Here is a 15,507-nt window from a genome sequence, read left to right as displayed (position 1 = left end):
TCGTTTCACGAATAGTGGCGCTGTGCCGGTAAGCACGATCACTAGACTCTAAAGGTATAAAAATATTTTTATAAATATCTTTATTGCATATCTATATCACCGCCCCGTGACGCTCGGAAATTTCCTTCATTGCACACGGACCTTTCCGAGCATTTTCCCCTCCAAGGGGTTTCAAACTTTGACTTGCACGGCCCATCACATTCAACAAGGAAGACAACGATGAACAGCCCCTGCTTGCCTGCTTCGAATGAACAACTGCTGTGGCTCCTGGCGCTGCGCCGGGCACTGGCCAGTCAGCGCTGAGCCCTCTGTGGGAACCGCTGTCATACAGAGCGATTGGGATGCACACCTTTCCCTGTAGGAGATCGCCCAGCCCTTTGGGGGCTGCGCTGTCGCGCGGGGAACTGTCCCCCTGTGGGAGCGGCCTTGTGTCGCGAAAGGGGTGCGAAGCGCCCCCAGATCTGCGCACCAAGCTGATATTGCCGGGGCCGCTATGCGGCCCTTTCGCGACACAAGGCCGCCCCCACAGGGGCTAGCTAAATCAATGAGTTACGGTTTGTTCCATGAGAGCGGCCCTGCCATAAAAAAACCGACGCAGTTTGCGTCGGTTTTTTCGTTCAGGCGCAACTCTTGCCGCGTATCAGAACGCCGGCAGTACCGCGCCGCTGTATTTCTTCTCGATGAACGCCTTCACTTCCGGGCTGGTCAGCGCCTTGGCCAGCTTCTGGATGGCCTCGCTGTCCTTGTTGTCCGGGCGGGCAACCAGGAAGTTCACGTACGGCGAGTCGCTGCCTTCGATCACCAGGGCGTCCTTGGCCGGGTTCAGGCCGGCTTCGAGGGCGTAGTTGGTGTTGATCATGTCCAGGTCGACCTGATCCAGCACACGCGGCAGCATGGCCGACTCAAGCTCCTTGAACTTGAGCTTCTTCGGGTTCTCGGCGATATCTTTCGGCGTGGCCAGGGCGTTCTTCGGATCCTTCAGGGTAATCAGGCCAGCCTTCTGCAGCAGAAGCAGGGCGCGGCCACTGTTGCTGCCTTCGTTGGGGATGGCGACGGTGGCGCCGTCCTTCAGCTCGGCCAGGCTCTTGACCTTCTTCGAGTAGCCACCGAACGGTTCGACGTGCACACCGATCACGGTTTCCAGGTGGGTGCCCTTGCCTTCGTTGAAGTTCTTCAGGTACGGCAGGGTCTGGAAGTAGTTGGCATCCAGACGCTTCTGGTCGACCTGCACGTTGGGCTGGACATAGTCGGTGAAGACCTTGATCTGCAGGTCCACACCTTCCTTGGCCAGGGTCGGCTTGATCAGTTCGAGGATTTCGGCGTGCGGCACGGGCGTGGCAGCGACCACCAGTTTCTCGGCGGCGTTGGCGAGGCCCGTCAGCGACAGGGCGGCGGCCAGGGCGGTGGTCAGCAGGGTCTTTTTCATGGTGATCCTTGTTCTGGAGCTGGGCCATCGCAGATGGCGAGTCGGGTGCCCATCCGTTCGGGTGGGCGTGAACCGGACAATACCGAGATTTTTTATTCCGTAACAATATCTTTTGATTAGCTGCTTATTCCAAAAACAACTGGCCATCACGCCCTTTGCTTATGAGCCGCAACACACCGCTCTAGGGCGCGGGCTCGTTCAGGTTTGCCAAGGCCTTGCCCAGCAGGTCACGCAGTTCGGCAAGGGTCTGCGCCTCGCGGCTACTGCCCAGTTGCGCCAGCTGACGGGCCAGGCTGACCAGGGGGGCGGTGTCCGGCAGATCGAGGTGCTCGGGCAGGATCTCTTCACCATCGCTGACCAATAGTGCGAAATGGATGACGTTCTCCAGCTCGCGGGTATTGCCCGGCCAGGCATGGGCCTCCAGCGCCTGCTGGGCCGCCTCACTGATCAGGGGCAGCGGCCGATCCAGGCGCACGCTGTAGATGCCGACGAAGTATTCGGCCAGCGGCAGGATATCGCCGACCCGATCACGCAATGCCGGCAGCTCGAGTTCACCCTCGTGCAGGTAATGGTAAAGCCGCTCGTTGAAGCGCCCGGCACGCACGGCCTGGGCCAGGTCGATGCTGGAAGCGGCCACCAGCCGCACATCGACCGCCTGCGGCTGGGTGGCGCCGACCCGGGTTACCTCGCGGTTCTCCAGGGCCGCCAGCAGCTTGCCCTGGATCGCCAGGGGCAGGTCGGCGATTTCGTCCAGGTACAGCGTTCCGCCGTTGGCCGAGCCGAACCAGCCGGCGCGGCTGCTGGCGGTGCCACCCTGGGTGCCGGCGCTATAGCCGAACAATTCGGCATCGGCGTAGGTCGGGCTGATGGCCGCGCAGTTGACCGACACGAACAACCCGCCGCGGTCACTGGCGCGGTGGATCTGCCGGGCCAGCAGTTCCTTGCCGGTGCCGGTTTCGCCACGGATCAGCACCGGCAGTGGTTGTGGCGCCAATCGCTCCAGGGCCTGGCGCAGCACCTGGGAACGCGGATCGACGAACACCAGCGCCTTGGCGCGGATGCTCAACGGGCTCTTGTCCAATTCGGGGAAGGTCAGCAACGGCTGGCCGAAAGCAGTGTGAAACGTCATGGAATACTCCCGCCCCGGTCGCACGCGGCCGGGGATTCGATTCGTTCGATGAAAACCGGCGGATCAGGCGCGGCGCAGCGCGCGCTGATCGATACGGGCCTGCAAGCGGTAGAGGTAGGCGAAACCCTGTTCCCAACGCTCATGGCCCGACTTGACGTTGATATGCCCGGCGTCGGCCAGCAGCCCGGCCTCGGCACCCCAGGCCTGGGCCAGGTACAGCGCGCGCGGCACGCTTACCGCCGGGTCGTTGTCGGAGCTGACCACCTGGCTGGGAAACGGCAGGGCCTGCAGAGGAATCGGCGCGAAGTTGCGCAGGGCCGGTGCGCAGGTCGGCCGTTCGACATCCGCCGGCGCCACTAGCAGTGCGCCACGTACCCGGCGCAGCAGCTCGGGGCTGGCCTGGGCGGCCCAATGGGCGACCGTGATGCAGCCCAGGCTGTGGGCGATAAGAATCACCGGCGAGCGTTCGGCGGCAATCGCCCGCTCCAGCGCCTGGACCCAATCGCGCCGCTGCGGGGTCAGCCAGTCCTGCTGCTCGACCCGGGCGCTGTTGGGCAGGCTGCGCTGCCAGTGACTCTGCCAATGGTTGTCTGGCGATCCTTGCCAGCCCGGCACAATCAGGTAACGAATCGACTCATTGCGCATGGGGACGCCTCCGGAAGTTTGCGTGCTTGGGTGCAAGTATAGGGAGGGGGTTATATTCGTAAAGGAATAAGAAGCTATTTATTAATAACCAAAACACCTTTGCGCAATTTTCTTGCACAGTGTTCAAGCTCTGCGCCTCCCCCTGTAGGAGCGGCCTCGTGTCGCGAAAGGGCTGCGAAGCGGCCCCAGGATTTCAGCGTTTATGCACAGATCGCCGGGGCCGCTTTGCGGCCCTTTCGCGACACGAGGCCGCTCCTACAGGGATCGCAAAAGACTTTCTTGCTTCCAATAAAAAAAGGGCCATCCCCTGCCAAGGAAAATGGCCCCTAAGCACTTGCCTGAAGAGGGTATCGCCGGTCAGCGGGCGGTGATCACCGCCAGCTTGCTGATCCCGGCCCGCTCGATCGCCGCCATCGCGCGGGCGACCTCGCCGTAGTTCACACCATCGTCGGCCTGCAGCTGCACACGCAGCTCGGCGTCCTTGTCCCTGGCAGCCTTGAGGTTGGTCTCCAGCAGGTCGGGCTGGATCTCGTCCTTGTTGATGAACAGCTTGCCGCTGCCATCGATGCTCACCACCAGCGGATCCTTCTGCTCCACCGGGGCGACGGCCTCGGTCTTGGGCAGGTTGATGGGGATGGCATTGGTCAGCAATGGCGCGGTGACGATGAACACCACCAACAGCACCAGCATGACGTCCACCAATGGCGTGACGTTGATTTCACTCAACACTTCATCGCTGTCCTGGGTCGAGAAAGCCATCTCAGGAGGCCTCCTTCACAGGTTGGGTGAAGCCCGTGTGCTGGCGCTGCACCGTCGGGTGCACCAGCACGCGGAAGGCACTCTTCTGCGCCAGGCTGTAGAAGTCGTGGGCAAAGTCGTCCAGGTCGGCGGCGGTCAGCTTGAGGCGACGGAGGAAGTAGTTGTAGACCAGCACCGCCGGCACCGCGACGGCGATACCCACGCCGGTGGCGACCAGCGCCGCGCCGATCGGGCCGGCCACGGTTTCCAGGCTCGCCGAGCCCGCCGCGCTGATACCCTTGAGCGCCTCCATGATGCCCCACACGGTGCCGAACAGGCCGATGAACGGCGAGGTGCTGCCGATACTGGCCACCACTGCCAGGCCGGTCTCCAGCGAACGGCGCTCGCGGACGATCTGCTGGCGCAGGGCGCGCTCCAGGCGATCCTGGTGGTTGATGGCCTGGCTGAGATCACTGGCCTGGCCTGGCTCGCCAACCGCGATCGCCGCGAAGCCTGCCTGGGCGACGCGGGCGGCCGGGCCTGGCAGATCGTGGGCGGGCTCGGCGGCGGAGTCGAGGCTGGACGCGGCCCAGAACTGCTGGTGGAAGCGTTTGTCCTGGTTCTTCAGCCGCACGAACTGCACGACCTTGACCAGGGCCAGGGCCCAGGTGGCGACGGAGAAGCCGACCAGCAGCCAGATGACCGCGCTTTCAACGGATTCGAGGGGAGATGCCAACAAGCTCATGATGAAGTCCTTCCTGTATGCGGTCGCAAGTTAACGAAGCTTGAAATCGATCGGTACGCTGACCCAGCCCACCTGGGCCACGTCGCCCTGCTTGGCCGGGACGAAGCTCCAACGCTTCACCGCGGCCAGCGCGGCGGCGTCCAGGGCGTCGCGGCCACTGCTCTTCTGGATCTGGATCTGCCCCGGCTTGCCGCTGGGCAGCACCTCAACGCGCAGCAGCACGGTGCCTTCCCAGCCACGGCGCTGGGCCATCTGCGGATACTCCGGCGCCGGATTCTTCAGGTAGGCGGCGTTGGCCGAGGCCGGGGTCACTGGCGCAGGCGCGGGTGGCGCAGGTGCCGGCGCCGGGGGTGCTAGCGCGGCGACCGGTGTCGGCGGTGGCGCCTCGACTGGCTTGGGCTGCGGCTTGGGCACTGGCTTGGGTTTGGGGACCGGCTTGGGCGCGGGCTTGGCGGCCAGTTCGTCGACCACCGGTGGTGGTGGTGGCGGCTGGACCACAGGGGCCGGCGGCGGCGGCTCGACCACCGGTGGTGCGGGCGCGGCGAACTCGATGGTCATGGGCGGAATCTTCGGCGGGATGACCGGCAGCTCGGGGGTCGGCTGGTGGCTGACCCAGTACGCCGCCGCGCCATGCAGCACCAGCACCAGCAGGCCCAGCGCCAGCTTGTCGCGACGCTTGAGGCCGCTGACCGGCGTACGCTGCAGGCGCAACTGGCCCAGCGGCAGGCGTAGCGTGCGTCCGAGCTCGACCAGGTCACCCGATGCCGGGCGCCATGGCTGGTCGTAGGCCCTGACGGCCGTCTGGACATTGCCCATTGCTAAAACTCCTGGGGTTCTTGATTCAGGTGTGTGGCTGAATCATCGGGCCCAGAGACTTAGCTCATAAAGTAATGTTTAAAGTTAAAGCTAGATCGTTTTGATCTAACAGTTTTGCCAAGTTCCTTGCAGGGCCCGGTAGTAAAGGCCTGCAGCCGACCAGTGCTTTTTCGATGCCTGAAGGGCATATGAAAAATGCTCGAATGGCATGCTGGTGTACATGGCAATCGCGGGGCAAGTCGGAACGCCGCACCGCCGCTCCCACGTATGGTTGTGGGAGCGGGCTTGCCCCGCGATTGCGTCCGTCCAGGCAATAAAAAACCCGGGACCATGCCCGGGTCTTTCATTGCAAGCGCCAGCTCAGATATCCGCCACTTTCTGCCACACCTTCGGCCGGAAGAACAGCGTCTCGCCCCGCGCCAGCCCCGTCAGGCTGTCGTGATCCTTGACCACCTCGGCCTCGATCAGCTCGCTTTGCCCTTCCACCTTCAGGGTCACCCGGGTGGTCGCGCCCAACGGGCGGATATCGCGCACCTCGGCGGCATGGTGCCCCTCGGTCTCGTGGCGTGACAGCGACACCTCGTGCGGACGGAACAGCACGTGGTGCCCTTCGCTCAACGCCAACCTGTTGGAATCGCCGAGGAAGTGATAGACGAAGTCGTTGGCCGGCTTCTCGTACACCTCGCCGGGCGAACCGATCTGCTCGATCACGCCCTTGTTCATCACCACGATGCGGTCGGCGACTTCCATGGCCTCTTCCTGGTCGTGGGTGACGAACACCGAGGTCAGGTTGATGTCTTCGTGCAGGCGCGCCAGCCAGCGGCGCAGCTCCTTGCGCACCTTGGCATCCAGCGCCCCGAACGGCTCGTCGAGCAGCAGCACCTTGGGCTCGACCGCCAGGGCGCGGGCCAGGGCGATACGCTGGCGCTGGCCACCGGACAGCTGCTCGGGGTAGCGGTCGGACAGCCAGTCGAGCTGGACCATGTTCAAAAGCTCATGAACCTTCTCGGCGATCTTGCTCTCGCTCGGGCGCTCGCCCTTGGGCTTCATGCGCAGGCCGAAGGCGACGTTGTCGAACACGCTCATGTGGCGGAACAGCGCGTAGTGCTGGAACACGAAACCGACGTTGCGATCACGCACGTCGTGGCCGGACACGTCCTCGCCGTGGAACACGATGCTGCCGTCATCCGGCGTCTCGAGGCCTGCAATGATGCGCAGCAGGGTGGTCTTGCCGCAGCCGGACGGGCCGAGCAAAGCCACCAGCTCACCGCTGTGGATATCCAGGTTGATGTTGTCCAGGGCCTGGAAGCTGTTGAAGCGCTTGCTGACGTTACGAACTTCGATCGACATGAATCATTCCTCCGCGGCGCTGTGGCGCAGGCGGTTAATACGGTTCTCGCTCCACTGCTTGAGCAGCAGGATGAAGAGCGCCAGGATCAGCAGCAGGCTGGCCACGCTGAAGGCCGCGACGTGGTTGTACTCGTTGTAGAGGATCTCCACGTGCAGCGGCAAGGTGTTGGTGACGCCGCGGATATGGCCCGACACGACAGACACCGCGCCGAACTCGCCCATGGCTCGGGCGGTGCACAGCACCACGCCGTAGATCAGGCCCCACTTGATGTTCGGCAGAGTGACATGCCAGAACATCTGCCAGCCGTTGGCGCCGAGCAGGCGCGCGGCCTCCTCCTCCTGGGTGCCCTGCTCCTGCATCAGCGGGATCAGTTCACGGGCGACGAACGGCACGGTGACGAAGATGGTCGCCAGGACGATGCCCGGCAGGGCGAAGACGATCTGGATATCGTGGTCCTGCAGCCACGGCCCGAACAAGCCCTGGGCGCCGAACATCAGCACGTAGACCAGGCCGGCGATCACCGGCGATACCGAGAACGGCAGGTCGATCAGGGTGACCAGGATGCTCTTGCCGCGGAAGCTGTACTTGCTCACGCACCAGGCGGCGGACACGCCGAACACCAGGTTCAGCGGCACCGAGATGGCTACCGCCAGCAGGGTCAGCTTGAGCGCCGACAGCGCGTCGGGCTCGAAGATCGCCTCGAAGAAGGTGCCGAAGCCGTTCTTCAGCGCCTGCGACACCACGATCACCAGCGGTAGCGCCAGGAACAGCGCGAAGACGATCCAGGCCAGGGTGATCAGCACCCGGCGCGAGGTTGCGCTGCTGCGTCGGGCAGCGTTGGCGGCGGCGGTTGCGCTCATGGGTTGACTAGACATTGCCGGCCTCCTTCAAGGGGTTTCGATGCGCCGCTGCAGCAGGTTGATCAGCAGCAGCAGGATGAAGGAAACCACCAGCATCAGCACGCCGATGGCGGTGGCGCCGGTGTAGTCGTACTGGTCGAGCTTGACCATGATCAGCAGCGGCAGGATTTCGGTCTTCATCGGCATGTTGCCGGCGATGAAGATCACCGAACCGTACTCGCCCACGCCCCGGGCAAAGGCCAGGGCGAAGCCGGTCAGCCACGCCGGCAGCAAAGCCGGCGCCAGCACATGACGGAACACCTGCAAGGGCTTAGCGCCCAGGCAGGCGGCGGCCTCTTCCACTTCACGCGGGATGTCGGCCAGCACCGGCTGCACCGTGCGCACCACGAACGGCAGGGTGACGAAGGTCAGCGCCAGGGTGATGCCCAGGGGGGTGTAGGCGATCTTGAAGCCAAGGTCGGTGGCGAACTGGCCGACCCAGCCCGCCGGAGCGTAGAGGGCGGTCAGGGCGATGCCGGCGACAGCGGTGGGCAGGGCGAACGGCAGGTCGATCATCGCATCGATGATCTTGCGCCCCGGGAAGGTGTAGCGCACCAGCACCCAGGCCAGCAGGGTGCCGATCACACCGTTGATGATGGCGGCGAACAGGGCGGTGCCGAAACTCAGTTTCAGCGCGGCGATGACCCGTGGCGCGCTGACGATATTCCAGAACTGCTCCCAGGTGAGCTGCGAGGCATGGATGAACATGGCCGCCAGCGGTATCAGCACGATCAGGCTGAGGTACACCAAGGTGTAGCCCAGCGTCAGCCCGAAGCCGGGTATGACGGGGGAAATGCGACGTGACATAAAGGTCCCTGGTTGAACGCACTTGGCCCAGCGGTTATGCCGGGCCGGTGCAAGCTTTTGAATCCTGGGGCCGCTTTGCGGCCCTTTCGCGACGCAAGGCCGCTCCCACAGGAAATCGCGGTTCCTTGTGGGAGCGGCCTTGCGTCGCGAAAGGGCTGCAAGGCAGCCCTCGCTCTTCCATTACCGCTTACTGTGCCTGGTAGATCTGGTCGAACACCCCACCGTCATTGAAAAACTTGGGTTGTGCAGTCTTCCAGCCACCGAAGTCCTTGTCGATGGTCACCAGGTCCAGTTTCGGGAACTGCTTGCCGAATTCGGCGGCGACCTTCGCGTCACGCGGACGGTAGAAGTTCTGCGCGGCGATCTTCTGGCCAGCCGGGCTGTACAGGTGCTTGAGGTACTCCTCGGCGATCTTTTCATTGCCTTTCTTCGCGGCGTTCTTGTCGACCACCGCCACCGGTGGCTCGGCCAGGATCGACAGCGAAGGCACGACGATCTCGAACTTGTCGGCGCCGCCGTCTTCCTTCAGCGCCAGGAAGGCCTCGTTCTCCCAGGCCAGCAGCACATCGCCCTGGCCGTTGTTGACGAAGGTGATGGTCGAGCCACGGGCGCCGGTATCGAGCACCGGCACGTGCTTGAACAGCTCCTGCACGTAGGCCTTGGCCTTGTCTTCATTGCCGCCGGTCTTCAGGCCGTAGGCCCAGGCGGCGAGGAAGTTCCAGCGGGCGCCACCGGAGGTTTTCGGGTTGGGGGTGATGACCGAGACGTCCTTCTTGATCAGGTCGCCCCAGTCCTTGATGCCTTTCGGGTTGCCCTTGCGCACCAGGAACACGATGGTCGAGGTATAGGGGGTGCTGGCGTCCGGCAGGCGCTTCTGCCAGTCCTCCGGCAGGGTCTTGCCAAGCTTGGCGACTTCGTCGATGTCGCCGGCCAGGGCCAAGGTCACCACATCGGCGCGCAGGCCGTCGATCACCGCGCGGGCCTGCTTGCCGGAGCCGCCATGGGATTGCTGGATCTTCACCTGGTCGCCTGGGTGGGCGGCCTGCCAGTGCTTGATGAACTCGGCGTTGTACTGCTGGTACAGCTCGCGGGTCGGGTCATAGGACACGTTCAGCAGTTCGTAGTCCTTGGCGATCGCGGAACCGGCAAAAACGGCACTGGCCAGGGCGGCAAGCGCATAACGGCGGATGGACATGGTGAAGCTCCCGATTGGCATTTTTCTAGTTTTTGAAGTGATGCGGTGTCAGCCGGACTTGTTGCCGGGCTGCTGCAGGCGGAACTTCTCCTTGCGTTCGATCTGCACCACCTGGGCGTTGTGCACAGTGATCTCCACCGCGCCGAAGCGCAGGTCGCGCAGCGCGCTCTGGATTTCACGCAGAATGGTGGCTTCGTCCTGACCGTCGATGCTGCGCAGAGATGCACTCATGCTCGTTCTCCTGTGAGTAAGGGTGCCGGGCAGAGGTTTGAAGGGGATTAGCGCCTGGCTTGAAGGCAATAGTAGTGAGGCGCGGATATTCTTAAAAATACTGTTTAAGAATGTTTATATAACTGCTTTTGCTAATCGTGGGAGCGGGCTTGCCCCGCGATGACATGAATGGATTCACCATCGCCATTGCGGGGCAAGCCCGCTCCCACGGAGTACCCGTCAGGATTCGCGCTTCGGCTCGCGAATCTTGTACCAGGCCACATACAGCGCCGGCAGGAACAGCAGCGTCAGCAGCGTTGCACTGATGATGCCGCCGATCATGGCGTAGGCCATCGGCCCCCAGAACACTTCCCGGGCGATCGGGATCATGCCCAGGCTCGCCGCCGCCGCCGTCAGCAGGATCGGCCGGCGTCGGTGGTTGGTCGCTTCCACCACCGCATCCCAGGGCGAATAGCCCTGCTCCTCGAACTCGTCGATCTGGGTCACCAGGATCACCGAGTTGCGGATGATGATCCCGGCCAGGGCGAGAATCCCGAGAATCGCCACGAAGCCCATCGGCGTGCCCGTGGGCACCAGCGCCAGCACCACGCCGATCAGCCCCAGGGGCGCGACGCTGACCACCAGGAACAGCTTCTGCACGCTGTGCAGCTGGATCATCAGGAAGGTCGCCATCAGGAACAGCATCAACGGGATGACGTCGGCGATCGGCCCCTGGGCCTTGCTGCTCTCCTCCACCGTACCGCCGGTGGCCACGTCATAGCCCACCGGCAGCTTGCTGGCGAAGTCATCGATGCCAGGCTTGAGTTCGGCCACCAGGTCGGTGGGCTGGATATCACCGACCACCGAAGCCTTGATGGTGATGGTCGGCTTGCGGTCGCGGCGCCATACCAGCGGCTGCTCCTGCTCGTAGCGCACGGTGGCAAAAGCCAGCAACGGTATCGAGGCGCCGCTGGGCGTGACGATCTGCAGGTTCTGCAAGGTATCCGGCGAGCCGCGCTCGCTGTCCTCGGCGCGAGCCACCACATTGACCAGGTAGATGTTGTCGTTGACCTGGGTGACCGGCACGCCGCTGACGATGCTGTTCATCACATTGGCCACGTCCTCGGATGACAGGCCCAGCTGACGCGCCTTGTCCTGGGCGATCTCGATGCGCAGCACCTTACCGGGCTCGTTCCAGTCGTAGATCATCTCGCCGATGTGGTCGTTGCTGTCGAGCAAGGTCGCCAGTTCGATGGCGTGCCTGCGCACCTGGTCGATGTCCTTGCCGCTGACCCGGTACTGGATCGGCCGGCCCACCGGTGGGCCCATCTCCAGCGACTGGACGTTGGTACCGATACCGACGAACTCCTCATGCAGCAGCTTCTGCAGGCGCTCCATCATGCCTGCACGCTCCTCGAAGCCCTTGCTGACGATCACCAGCTGGGCGTAGTACGGGTTCTGCAACTGCTGGTCGAGGGGCAGGTAGAAGCGAATCGCGCCCTGGCCGATGTAGGTACTCCAGCGCACCAGGTCCGGGTCGTCCTTGATCCTCGCCTCCAGGCGGTCGACGACCTTGCGCGTTTCCTCGATCGAGGCGTTCTGCGGCAGGTTCAGGTCGACCAGGATCTCCGGCCGGTCCGACGACGGGAAGAACTGGTTCTGCACGAAACGCATGCTGAAGATCGACAGGGCGAACAGCAGCACCGTGCCGATGATGGTCAGCCAGCGGTGGCGCATGCACCACAGCAACCCGCCCTCGAATGCCCGGCCGACACGCCCGGGCTCGGCCTCGTGCGCCTTGAGCTTGCTGCTGCTGAGAATGTGCACACCCAGCACCGGGGCGAAGAACACCGCCACCACCCAGGACACCAGCAAGGCCACCGCTATCACCGCGAACAGGGTGTAGGTGTACTCGCCCGCGGAACTGGCGTTGAGGCCGATCGGCACGAAACCGGCCACCGTCACCAGGGTGCCGGTGAGCATGGGGAACGCGGTGGAGGTGTAGGCGAAGGTGGCCGCCTGCTCCTTGGTCTCGCCCATCTCCAGGCGCGTGACCATCACCTCGACGGTGATCATCGCGTCGTCCACCAATAATCCCAGGGCGATGATCAGCGCGCCGAGCGAGATCCGCTGCATGGTGATGTCGCTGTATTCCATGAACACGAAGACCATGGCCAGCACCAGCGGGATCGAACAGGCCACCACCAGCCCCGCGCGAATGCCGAGGCTGACGAAGCTCACCGCCAGCACGATCACCACGGCTTCGAACAACGCGCTGGTGAAGCCGCCGACCGCCTGCTTGACCACCACCGCCTGGTCGGACACGTTGTGCACGCCAACGCCCACCGGCAGGTCGCGGACGATGCTGTCCATCCGCGCCTTCAAGGCCGCGCCGAACACCTCGATGTTGGCGCCGGCCTTCATGCCGATCGCCAGGCCAATGGCGGTCTGGCCATTGAAGCGGAACATCGGTGAAGGCGGATCGACATAGCCGCGCTCGATATCGGCGATATCGGCCAGGCGGAAGAAGCGGTCGTTGATGCGCAGGTTCACCGTCTGCAGGTCCTTCTCCGAGGCGAACTGCCCGGTGGTGCGCACCGAGATGCGCTCGGGCCCGGCCTCGATCACCCCGGCCGGGGTCACCGCGTTCTGCTGCTGCAGGGCCTGCATGGCCTGGCGCTGGTCGATGCCCAGCGCGGCCAGCTTGCGGGTGGAGAAGTTCAGGTAGAGCACTTCGTCCTGGGTGCCGATCAGCTCGACCTTGCCGATGTTGGGCACTTCGCGCACCTCGGCCCGCGCCACCTCGACATAGTCGCGCAGCTGACGCAGGGTTAGGCCGTCGGCGGTGAACGCGTAGATCGAGCCGAACACGTCGCCGAACTCATCGTTGAAGGCGGGCCCCTGGATGCCTGCGGGGAACTGCCCGCGGATGTCCTGGATCTTCTTGCGTACCTGGTACCAGATCTCGGGGATGTCCTTGGCCTTGGTGGTGTCGCGCAGGTAGACGTAGACCGTGGATTCGCCCGGGCGGGTATAGCTCTTCACGTAGTCGAGCGAGTCGAGCTCCTCGAGCTTCTTCTCGATGCGGTCGGTGACCTGATACAGGGTCTCGTCCTGGGTGGCGCCGGGCCAGCGGCTCTGGATGACCATGGTCTTGATGGTGAAGGACGGGTCTTCCTCACGACCAAGGTTGAAGTAGGAGAAGATCCCCATCAGCAGGCCGACGAACATCAGGTACCAGACGAAGGACTGGTGCTTCAGCGCCCATTCCGAGAGGTTGAAGCTTCCTTTCATTGCGCATCCTCGTCGAAGGTGACCTTCTGGCCGGGCTTGAGGCTGTTCACTCCAGCGGTCACCACGCGCTCGCCGGGCTGCACGCCGGAGGCCAGGACGATGCTGTCGGCGGTACGCCCGATCAACGCGACCTCGCGGGTGGCCACGGTTTTCTGCTGCGGATCGACCACCCACACCTGGGTCTTGCCGTCACGTTCAAGCAACGCGGTCAGCGGCAACTCGCTGCGCGGGCTAACCGCCGAGGTCAGGGTGACGCTGACCGCGGTGCCCAGGTGGAAGGCATCGGGTGTGCTGGTCAGGGTCAAGCGGGCGCGGCGGGTACGGGTGGTGGCGTCGGCCTGTGGCTCGAGCTCGCGCAGCGTGGCGGTGGTATTGATGGCTGGGTCGAGCTGCGAGGCGACGGTGAAGGTGAGGTCCTTGTTCAGCTGTTCGGCAAGCGGAATCGGCAGGTCGATCACCGCCTCCTTGACGTCCGGACGGGCCAGGGTGACCACGGCCTGGCCGGCACTGACCGTCTGCCCCGCCTCGGCCTGCCAGGCAGTGACCACCGCCGCATGATCACTGCGCAAGGTGCTGTAGCCGAGCTGGTCGCGAGCCTGGCTGACCGCCGAACGGGCCTGCTCCAGCGCGGCGCCGGTGGTCTTCAGGTCGGTCTGGGCGATGTCCAGCTGGGCCTGGGCGCCGACACCACGGTCGTACAGCTGCTGCTGGCGGCGGGCATTGGCCTGGGCGTTGATCCATTGCGCCTGGACCTTGGCCAGGTCGCCTTCGGCGGCGCGCAGCTGGTTTTGCTGGTCGGTCGGGTCGAGGGTGGCCAGGGTGTCGCCAGGGCTTACCCGGGCGCCGACATCCAGCCAGCGTCGGGCAATGCGTCCGGACACCCGGAACCCCAGGGTGCTTTCGTAGCGGGCCTGGATGGCGCCGGCAAAGCGGCCCAGCTGCGACTGTACCTGCGGCTCGACCAGCGTCGACAGCACCGGGCGTATCGCCTCAGGCGGCGCCTCATCGCCCCCGCAGGCAGCCAGCATCAGGCTGGCGGACACTATCAGCAACTGACGTTTCATGGCGCGGCCCCTCCGTCCTTGGCGGTGACCTTCTCGACCTGCATGTCCGGGTGCAGAAGCTGTCCACCGCCCACCACCACGGTCTCGCCACCCTTGATACCGTCGGCGATCACCACCTTGCCGGTGAGGTAGCGCGCGACCTGGACCTTGCGCAATTCGACCTTGTCGCCCTCGCCCACCACCCACACCGCCGGCTCCTTCAGCGCCTTGGTCAGCGCCGACCACGGCAATTCGATGCTGGGCCGGCCCTGGGTGTTGCCAGTGGCCGTGACCGGTGAGCCCAGCTGCATGCCGGCCGGCACGTTGCGCAGCGCGACCTTGACCTGCACCGTGCCGCTCTCGGCGGACACCGTCGGGGTGATCTCGCGGACCCGGCCCTCGGCCCTGATCGCCGGGTTGTCCAGCAGGCTGACGACGACGCCCTCGTCGCTGGGGGACTTCACCAGCAGCGATTCGTAGACATTGAACACCGCGTCACGGTCGCCATCGACCGCCAGGCTGAAGATCGGCATGGTCGCCTGTACCACCTGGCCGACCTCGGCCTGGCGCGCGGTGATCACCCCGTCGGCCTCAGACACCAGGGCGGTGTAGCTCAACTGCTCGTTGGCATTGGCCAACTGCGCCTGGGCGGCCTTGAGCGCACTCTGGCTGCTGCGCAGCGCGGCTTCGGCCGAATCGTACTCGCTCTGGCTGGTGTAGCCCTTGGGCAGGAGCTTCTGCTGGCGCACGAACGCGGCGCTGGTCTGGGTGACCCGCGCCTGCTCGGCGAACACCTCGGCCTTGGCCGAGTCGACGTTGTTCTGCAGGTCCTTCGGATCCAGGCGCGCCAGCACCTGGTTGGCCTTGACGTGGTCGCCGACATCGACGCCGCGGGCGATGATCTTGCCGCCCACGCGAAACGACAGGTCGGTCTGCACCCGCGCCTGCACGTCACCGGTCAAGGTGACCCGGGCGGCAAAGTCGGTGGGCTGCACCTGTTGCACCGCGACCCGGGGCAATACCGGGGCAGCTTCTTCCTTGCCACAGCCCGAAAGCATGAACAGCAGCCCCAGGCAAACGACCATCGGCGGACGCGTTACCGTCATGCAGGCTCCTTGCTTCGACAAAGGGAGAGAGGGATGCGTTTGAAGCGTAGATCAGGGATGGACAAACGACACCGATGTCGGCTCAACAAAGCGCAGCGCTATC

General features: G+C 64.4%; 14 protein-coding genes. All 14 read right to left on the bottom strand.

Going from position 1 to position 15,507, the window contains the following annotated elements; genetic code table 11:
* Positions 1 to 640: 640 nt before the first annotated feature.
* The 14 genes from DMX06_RS02470 to DMX06_RS02395 all read right to left on the bottom strand — a co-directional run bounded on the left by DMX06_RS02470 (position 641) and on the right by DMX06_RS02395 (position 15,404).
* On the bottom strand, positions 641 to 1,426 hold the full coding sequence (locus tag DMX06_RS02470) for a MetQ/NlpA family ABC transporter substrate-binding protein (protein ID WP_110734258.1): 786 nt from the start codon (positions 1,424 to 1,426) through the stop codon (positions 641 to 643).
* A 181-nt stretch (positions 1,427 to 1,607) separates the two neighbouring features.
* Positions 1,608 to 2,555 carry a sigma 54-interacting transcriptional regulator gene (locus tag DMX06_RS02465; protein WP_110734256.1) on the bottom strand — a complete coding sequence of 316 codons (948 nt, stop codon included), beginning with the start codon at positions 2,553 to 2,555 and terminating at the stop codon, positions 1,608 to 1,610.
* Positions 2,556 to 2,618: 63 nt separating this feature from the next.
* Positions 2,619 to 3,200: an alpha/beta hydrolase gene (locus DMX06_RS02460; RefSeq protein ID WP_110734254.1), complete on the bottom strand. Its 582-nt coding sequence runs from the start codon at positions 3,198 to 3,200 to the stop codon at positions 2,619 to 2,621.
* Positions 3,201 to 3,557: 357 nt separating this feature from the next.
* Positions 3,558 to 3,959, bottom strand: coding sequence for an ExbD/TolR family protein (locus tag DMX06_RS02450; protein ID WP_110734250.1), 402 nt, complete (start codon positions 3,957 to 3,959; stop codon positions 3,558 to 3,560).
* Between the two features lies 1 nt (position 3,960).
* Complete coding sequence (locus tag DMX06_RS02445; protein WP_110734248.1) at positions 3,961 to 4,683, bottom strand: MotA/TolQ/ExbB proton channel family protein; 723 nt, start codon at positions 4,681 to 4,683, stop codon at positions 3,961 to 3,963.
* Between the two features lie 30 nt (positions 4,684 to 4,713).
* Positions 4,714 to 5,499, bottom strand: coding sequence for an energy transducer TonB (locus tag DMX06_RS02440; RefSeq protein ID WP_110734246.1), 786 nt, complete (start codon positions 5,497 to 5,499; stop codon positions 4,714 to 4,716).
* Between the two features lie 360 nt (positions 5,500 to 5,859).
* Positions 5,860 to 6,849: a sulfate/molybdate ABC transporter ATP-binding protein gene (locus DMX06_RS02435; RefSeq protein ID WP_008093195.1), complete on the bottom strand. Its 990-nt coding sequence runs from the start codon at positions 6,847 to 6,849 to the stop codon at positions 5,860 to 5,862.
* A 3-nt stretch (positions 6,850 to 6,852) separates the two neighbouring features.
* Positions 6,853 to 7,725, bottom strand: a complete 873-nt coding sequence (gene cysW / locus DMX06_RS02430; protein ID WP_050707422.1) for a sulfate ABC transporter permease subunit CysW — start codon at positions 7,723 to 7,725, stop codon at positions 6,853 to 6,855.
* A 12-nt stretch (positions 7,726 to 7,737) separates the two neighbouring features.
* Positions 7,738 to 8,556, bottom strand: coding sequence for a sulfate ABC transporter permease subunit CysT (gene cysT, locus DMX06_RS02425; RefSeq protein ID WP_110734244.1), 819 nt, complete (start codon positions 8,554 to 8,556; stop codon positions 7,738 to 7,740).
* Between the two features lie 187 nt (positions 8,557 to 8,743).
* Positions 8,744 to 9,751, bottom strand: a complete 1,008-nt coding sequence (locus tag DMX06_RS02415) for a sulfate ABC transporter substrate-binding protein (protein WP_110734240.1) — start codon at positions 9,749 to 9,751, stop codon at positions 8,744 to 8,746.
* Between the two features lie 48 nt (positions 9,752 to 9,799).
* The gene (oscA, locus tag DMX06_RS02410; RefSeq protein WP_016489716.1) at positions 9,800 to 9,982 is read right to left on the bottom strand and encodes a sulfur starvation response protein OscA; all 183 of its coding nucleotides are present in this window, start codon (positions 9,980 to 9,982) and stop codon (positions 9,800 to 9,802) included.
* 219 nt (positions 9,983 to 10,201) lie between these two features.
* Complete coding sequence (locus DMX06_RS02405; RefSeq protein ID WP_110734238.1) at positions 10,202 to 13,255, bottom strand: efflux RND transporter permease subunit; 3,054 nt, start codon at positions 13,253 to 13,255, stop codon at positions 10,202 to 10,204.
* Positions 13,252 to 14,319 carry an efflux RND transporter periplasmic adaptor subunit gene (locus DMX06_RS02400; RefSeq protein ID WP_110734236.1) on the bottom strand — a complete coding sequence of 356 codons (1,068 nt, stop codon included), beginning with the start codon at positions 14,317 to 14,319 and terminating at the stop codon, positions 13,252 to 13,254. The genes DMX06_RS02405 and DMX06_RS02400 overlap by 4 nt, the downstream gene beginning before the upstream one ends.
* Positions 14,316 to 15,404 (bottom strand): efflux RND transporter periplasmic adaptor subunit, encoded by a 1,089-nt coding sequence (locus tag DMX06_RS02395; protein WP_110734234.1) that lies wholly within the window; start codon positions 15,402 to 15,404, stop codon positions 14,316 to 14,318. Before DMX06_RS02395 ends, DMX06_RS02400 begins: the two co-directional genes overlap by 4 nt.
* Positions 15,405 to 15,507: the final 103 nt, after the last annotated feature.

Source organism: Pseudomonas mosselii (assembly GCF_003205295.1).
In the GTDB taxonomy this organism is placed as follows: domain Bacteria; phylum Pseudomonadota; class Gammaproteobacteria; order Pseudomonadales; family Pseudomonadaceae; genus Aquipseudomonas; species Aquipseudomonas mosselii_B.
Note: the sequence above shows the minus strand (reverse complement) of the source record. Positions and strands in the feature narration are given on the sequence as shown.

What these genes read in the sequence shown, in the direction of transcription:
- DMX06_RS02470 (WP_110734258.1), bottom strand. Translation starts at nt 1,426, where the DNA reads ATGAAAAAGACCCTGCTGACCACCGCCCTGGCCGCCGCCCTGTCGCTG.
- DMX06_RS02465 (WP_110734256.1), bottom strand. Translation starts at nt 2,555, where the DNA reads ATGACGTTTCACACTGCTTTCGGCCAGCCGTTGCTGACCTTCCCCGAA.
- DMX06_RS02460 (WP_110734254.1), bottom strand. Translation starts at nt 3,200, where the DNA reads ATGCGCAATGAGTCGATTCGTTACCTGATTGTGCCGGGCTGGCAAGGA.
- DMX06_RS02450 (WP_110734250.1), bottom strand. Translation starts at nt 3,959, where the DNA reads ATGGCTTTCTCGACCCAGGACAGCGATGAAGTGTTGAGTGAAATCAAC.
- DMX06_RS02445 (WP_110734248.1), bottom strand. Translation starts at nt 4,683, where the DNA reads ATGAGCTTGTTGGCATCTCCCCTCGAATCCGTTGAAAGCGCGGTCATC.
- DMX06_RS02440 (WP_110734246.1), bottom strand. Translation starts at nt 5,499, where the DNA reads ATGGGCAATGTCCAGACGGCCGTCAGGGCCTACGACCAGCCATGGCGC.
- DMX06_RS02435 (WP_008093195.1), bottom strand. Translation starts at nt 6,849, where the DNA reads ATGTCGATCGAAGTTCGTAACGTCAGCAAGCGCTTCAACAGCTTCCAG.
- cysW (WP_050707422.1), bottom strand. Translation starts at nt 7,725, where the DNA reads ATGTCTAGTCAACCCATGAGCGCAACCGCCGCCGCCAACGCTGCCCGA.
- cysT (WP_110734244.1), bottom strand. Translation starts at nt 8,556, where the DNA reads ATGTCACGTCGCATTTCCCCCGTCATACCCGGCTTCGGGCTGACGCTG.
- DMX06_RS02415 (WP_110734240.1), bottom strand. Translation starts at nt 9,751, where the DNA reads ATGTCCATCCGCCGTTATGCGCTTGCCGCCCTGGCCAGTGCCGTTTTT.
- oscA (WP_016489716.1), bottom strand. Translation starts at nt 9,982, where the DNA reads ATGAGTGCATCTCTGCGCAGCATCGACGGTCAGGACGAAGCCACCATT.
- DMX06_RS02405 (WP_110734238.1), bottom strand. Translation starts at nt 13,255, where the DNA reads ATGAAAGGAAGCTTCAACCTCTCGGAATGGGCGCTGAAGCACCAGTCC.
- DMX06_RS02400 (WP_110734236.1), bottom strand. Translation starts at nt 14,319, where the DNA reads ATGAAACGTCAGTTGCTGATAGTGTCCGCCAGCCTGATGCTGGCTGCC.
- DMX06_RS02395 (WP_110734234.1), bottom strand. Translation starts at nt 15,404, where the DNA reads ATGACGGTAACGCGTCCGCCGATGGTCGTTTGCCTGGGGCTGCTGTTC.